General features: G+C 67.4%; 7 protein-coding genes. All 7 read left to right on the forward strand.

Features of this window, described 5'->3' with window-relative positions:
* On the forward strand, positions 1-1020 hold a 1020-nt coding region (locus tag TR49_RS44245), incomplete at its 5' end, for a hypothetical protein (protein ID WP_236653675.1).
* A 342-nt stretch (positions 1021-1362) separates the two neighbouring features.
* Positions 1363-2982, forward strand: a complete 1620-nt coding sequence (locus TR49_RS35525) for a DEAD/DEAH box helicase (RefSeq protein WP_042389667.1) — start codon at positions 1363-1365, stop codon at positions 2980-2982.
* A gap of 17 nt (positions 2983-2999) precedes the next feature.
* Entirely contained in the window at positions 3000-3875 is an 876-nt protein-coding gene (locus tag TR49_RS35530; RefSeq protein ID WP_042389668.1) for a hypothetical protein, read from the forward strand.
* Positions 3872-4237 carry a hypothetical protein gene (locus tag TR49_RS35535; RefSeq protein WP_042389670.1) on the forward strand — a complete coding sequence of 122 codons (366 nt, stop codon included), beginning with the start codon at positions 3872-3874 and terminating at the stop codon, positions 4235-4237. The genes TR49_RS35530 and TR49_RS35535 overlap by 4 nt, the downstream gene beginning before the upstream one ends.
* Positions 4234-4419, forward strand: a complete 186-nt coding sequence (locus TR49_RS35540; protein WP_042389672.1) for a hypothetical protein — start codon at positions 4234-4236, stop codon at positions 4417-4419. Before TR49_RS35535 ends, TR49_RS35540 begins: the two co-directional genes overlap by 4 nt.
* Positions 4416-4799: a hypothetical protein gene (locus tag TR49_RS35545; protein WP_042389674.1), complete on the forward strand. Its 384-nt coding sequence runs from the start codon at positions 4416-4418 to the stop codon at positions 4797-4799. The genes TR49_RS35540 and TR49_RS35545 overlap by 4 nt, the downstream gene beginning before the upstream one ends.
* Positions 4800-4804: 5 nt before the next feature.
* Positions 4805-5014: a hypothetical protein gene (locus TR49_RS35550; RefSeq protein WP_152627629.1), complete on the forward strand. Its 210-nt coding sequence runs from the start codon at positions 4805-4807 to the stop codon at positions 5012-5014.
* Positions 5015-5292 lie beyond the last annotated feature (278 nt).

The following is a 5292-nucleotide window of genomic DNA, read 5'->3' on the forward strand; positions in this document are numbered from 1 at the left end:
CGGGCCTCCGAGATCATCCTCAATCAGATGCTCGCCGACTTCCCATGGGTCGACGAATCCGACAAGGCGCACTTCCTCGGTGCCCTGCTGACGCCGATCCTGCGGCCGTACTTCCACGGCCCGACACCGATGTGGATCATCACAGCTGCGTCGTCGGGCAGCGGAAAGTCTCTCCTCAAGGACATCCTCGACGCGCTCTACGGCACCGCGAGCACGCCGTGGCCCGAGAACGAGGCGGAGCTGCGGAAGTCCATCACGACGCAGCTCTACACGGCGGGACAGCCCGCGGTGGTCATCGACAACGTCCCGAACGGGCACGTCGTGAAGTCCCCGACCCTGAGCAACCTGCTCACGGCTTCCGTCTGGGGCGACCGTGCGCTCGGCAGCAACTCGCGCGTCACCATGCCGAACGACCGGGTGTGGATCCTTACTGGAAACAAGCTGAGCACGGGCGGGGACAACGCCCGGCGCACCCTCTGGGTGCGACTCGACCCCAACTGTCCCAACCCCGATCAGCGCGATGGCTTCGTCGTCGGCGACCTGCGGACGTGGCTGCGCAGCAACGGCTCCACCGTCGTGGCCGCGCTGGTCACCATGGTCCGTTCCTGGCTAGCTGCAGGCGCCCCAACCGTCCGCACCCGCATGGGGGACTACTCCGAGTGGGCCAGCATGATGGCGGGCCTGCTCCATCACCTCGGCGTGAACGGTTGGATGGCGGACCGCGCCGTCTCGGCCGAAATGGACGCCGAGGTACAGGAGTGGTCGCTCCTGCTGAGTGTCTGGCATGGGAAGCATGGGGACCACGGCATCACCGCTGGGGATGCCGTCAACGGCTTTCGCGACTACTTGCCGGAGATCAAGGGACAGGCGCCGAGTGCCCGCCAGTTCGGTCACTGGCTCAAGGCACGTGAGGGTCGGTACTTCGGGGAGTTCAAGCTCGTCTCCGCCTACGACTCGCACCTGAAGCAGAACGTCTGGCGTGTTGAGGTGTACCGCGGCTCCGCTCGGAGGTCATCGTGAGGGCCGCTGTGCGGGTATCTGCGGGAATCAGATACCCGCAGCTGCGGGTATCTTCCACAACCCCGCAGGCGCCTGTGACCTGCACGTCTGCGGGGTTTGCGGGATGTGCGGGGAAGAGGGGCGCGCTCCTTCCTATAGGGCGCATTAATCAATCCCCTCTGATCACATCTCTCCGTTCTTACAGTCCATCACTTAATTGCTGTCTCACCCGACTGACCTCAAGAACATTCCGCAGATACCCGCAATACCCGCAAAAGAGCAGGTCAGAGCGCATCGCGCTCCCGCTCAACATCCCCGCAGAGATACCCGCAGATACCCGCACATCCCCGCGGGAGGTGACCCATGTCTGAGACCTTCAAGCCCCGCCCCTACCAGCAGACCGCGATCGACAAGCTCCTCGAGGGCTGGCGCACAGGCAACAACCGCTTGGTCGTGGTCCTCCCGACCGGCGGCGGCAAGACCGTCGTCTTCGCCAACCTCATCAAGCAGACCCTCGGCCTGATCCAAGGCCGGCCACTCGTCATCGCCCACCGCGAAGAACTCATCACTCAGGCCGCCGCCAAGATCCAGGCCGTACTGCCGGACCTCAACGTCGGCATCGTCAAGGCGGAGCGCGACGAGCACGAAGACGCCGATGTGATCGTCGCCAGCGTCCAGACCCTCGCGGTTGAGCGGCGCCGCAACGCCATCAAGGACATCGGCCTGATCATCGTCGACGAATGCCACCACGCCGCGGCCCGCACGTACGTCGACGTCCTCGACCACTTCGGCGCCTGGCGTGGCCTCCCGGTCGCCGGCTTCACCGCCACGCTCACCCGCCGCGACGGCGGACTCGCCGAGGTCTGGCAGGACGTCGTGTTCCGCATGGACATCCTCGACCTCATCACCGACCGCCACCTCGTCGACGTCCGCGGCAAGCGCGTCGTCGTCGACGGCCTGGACCTCGACGCGGTGAAGGTCAGCGCCGGCGACCTGCAGGACGCCCAGCTCGGCGAAGCACTCGAAGCCTCGGGAGCAGCGAAGGTTGTCGCGGAGGCCTACCTCGAGCACGCGGCCGACCGGCCCGGTATCTGCTTCGTCCCGACCGTCCGATCCGCCCAGCACATGGCCGAGGTCATGACCGCCCACGGCATCTCCACGGCCGCCGTCTGGGGCGCGATGCCCAAGGACCAGCGGACCGCGACGCTGGAGAGCTACGAAGCCGGTCACGTCCAGGTTCTGACGAACGCCATGCTGCTGACCGAGGGCTTCGACGTCCCGAAGACCAGCTGCGCGGTCATAGCCCGGCCCACCAAGAGCCCCGGCCTGTACGTCCAGATGGCCGGCCGCGCCCTGCGCCTGGCCGAGGGCAAACGCGACGCGCTGATCCTCGACGTGCTCGGTGCCTCCACCCGGCACAAGCTCGCCAGCATCGTCGACCTCACCGACCGAGCCCTTGCCGAGCCCAAGGACGGCCAGTCCCTCACCGAGGCCGTCGACGAGCAGGAAGACCAGGCGTTCACCATCGGCGAGATCGAGTGGGAGGACGTCGACCTGTTCCACGCCTCCGCGATCCGCTGGCTCAAGACCCGCGGCGGCACCTGGTTCATCCCGGCAGGCGGCGTCTTCTACTTCCTGGTCCGCGGCGACAAGCCCGGCTTCTACCTGATCCGCTCCTGGACCAAGGAGACCGGAGAGTTCCGGTGCCCGCCTCCGCCGAGCGACGAGCAGCCGTTCGAGTTCTCCATGCTCCACGCCGAGATGTACGCCAAGCGCCGCGCCGCGCCGCTCGCACACAAGGGATCGAACTGGCGCACCCGCCCTGCGTCGCCGGGGCAGATCGGCCTGTGCCGGCACCTGCGGATCCCCACCCAGCGGGGTTGGACCGCTGGTGACGTCTCGGACGCGCTCGACGTCCACAACGCCTCGACCGCGATCGACGCCTGGATCGCGAACACCCTCTGCAGCGCCACCGCTGCCTGACCCTCAAGGAGACCACCGTGGCCCGCTTGTCCTGGGCGCCGATCGTCGCCCGAGCCGCCGAGATCGTCGAGTCCTACGACATCCCCGTGACCCTGCGCCAGCTGTTCTACCGGCTCGTCATGGAGCAGCTGCTGCCCAACACCCAGACCGCGTACAAGAGCCTCTCGGCCGAGACGACCAAGCTTCGCCGGCGCGACGAGTTCCCGCGCCTGTTCGACCGCGGGCGGAAGATCTATCAGCCCGTCTGGTTCGACGACCCGGGCGACGCCATGCGGGCGCTGATCGCCCAGTACCGGCTGGACCGGACCGCGCTTCAGGACACGTCCGTGTTCCTCGGCGTGGAGAAGAACGCGCTCGCCGGGCTCTTGCAGGCCTGGTTCGACGACAGCGGCCTGCCTGTGCTGCCGCTCGGTGGCTACTCGTCCGAGTCCCTCGACCGCCTGGTCCGCGAGCGTGTCGAAGCCGACGGCCGCCCCGCCGTTCTCATCTACGCCGGCGACTTCGACCCGAGCGGCATGGACATCGGCCGGAACTTCATCGCCCAGACCGACTGCTGGAAGCAGACCATACGCATCGGCCTCGACGAGGCCCTGATCGAGCGGTACGAGCTGCCGGTCCTCGAGGGGAAGGCAACCGACCCGCGGGCGCCGAAGTTCATCGACGAGCACCCTGACATCCACGCCCGCCACAACTACGGGCGCGACGCCAAGGGGCGCCGGATCCCGGTGCAGGTGGAGCTGGACGCCGTCGACCCGGCCGAGCTCCGAGCCCTGTTCCAGGCGGCCATCAACCAGTTCTGGGACACGTCCGGGTTCGAGGCGATGGTGCGCCAGGAGGACGCGGACCGTGCCCAGCTGGAGACCGCCATGCGAGTCATGGAGGCCGGCCAGTGACCGAGCCCAGCATCCGCGCTGATGTCGTCGCACTCTTCGTCGGCATGCGCCTCGTCGGACCCGCGCGCACGTGGGAGCACGACGACGGGACGCCCGTCACCCCGGAGGAGCGCGAGCTCGTCCTCACCATGAACTGGCGCGAGATCGAAGCGGCCCGCGACTACATGCAGCGCGTCCTGGAGTACGACCGCGAGCAGGGCGCTGTCCTCGACCGGATCGTCGAACTCATCGAACCCTACGAGGCGCAGCTCCCCGAGGATGCGCGCATGGACGCCGTAATGCAGGTCATGACCGACGCCGACCGCGCGGAGCTCCTGGCGCTCATGGAGAAGGCCGAGCCGGACACGAGGACCATGCCGTGACCCAGCCCGAGGACGACTTCGACCCGGCCGCGTTCCAGGCGTTCTGCGCCCGCTTCGGCATCGAGACCACCCCGATCACCGACGCGTTCGGACGCATTGACTTCAAGCTCGACCGCGCCAACGTCGAGAAGCTCGCCTACCTCAAGCGGATCGCCGACAGCCACAAGGACGGCAGCCCGTGAACGAGCCCATGCCCGCCACCATCGAGTGCCTCTACTCCGTCCACGACCCCAACTGGGACGACATCTTCACCGGCTACGAGATCCTGCGCTGGCCGATCACCAAGAAGACCGCCAAGCAGGTCCACGTCCGCGACGAGTACGGCAAGACCAGCATCTTCAACCGGCAGCAGCTCGAGGCCGACGGCTACGTCTGGTCGCCCCGCTGGCACACCACCCTCTGGCTCAAGGAACCGGCCGTGGCCACTAGCGCGAAGAAACCCACGCTCTCCGAGCTGAAGCAGGCCATGGCCGATGCCCACCCCGATCGCGGCGGGTCGGACGAGGCGTTCATCGCCGCCCGCCAGAAGTACGAGACCGCCCGACGTCGGGCAGGAAGGTGAACTCCGTGACCACCAGGCTGACGAAGGTCTCGACCAAGGCCCCGAAGCGCATCGTCGTCTCCGTCCACTGCCCGGCGTGCTGCACGACCCGACGGTGCATCTCCGTCGGCACCGGGGTTGTGGATGGGCGCCGCCGCGAGATCGTCCGCTGCACCGACAAGTCGTGTGAGACCGAGTTCCTGCCCAAGCGCCGGCACCTTGCCGCCGCGGCCTGACCCGAGGGGGTCCTCAGCACGGAACCCCCTCGCGCACGCGCGCGTAAGGACGGTCTCAAAAGTCTCAACAAGACCCCCGCCGACCCCACCCCGCCCGCGCGTGGGAGGCATGACGAACGTTCGCACTCGCCGCGCCACAAAGCAGGCCGTACGGCACTCGCCGCTTTGTCGGCCGGACCGCGACTCGCCGCCTTATCGGCTAGCCGATCACCTCACTCGTGATAACTCCCACTTATCAAGGGTGAGTCTGGGATGATCGTTCGAAGCAATGCACATAC

This window comes from Streptacidiphilus melanogenes (assembly GCF_000787835.1).
GTDB classification, from domain to species: domain Bacteria; phylum Actinomycetota; class Actinomycetes; order Streptomycetales; family Streptomycetaceae; genus Streptacidiphilus; species Streptacidiphilus melanogenes.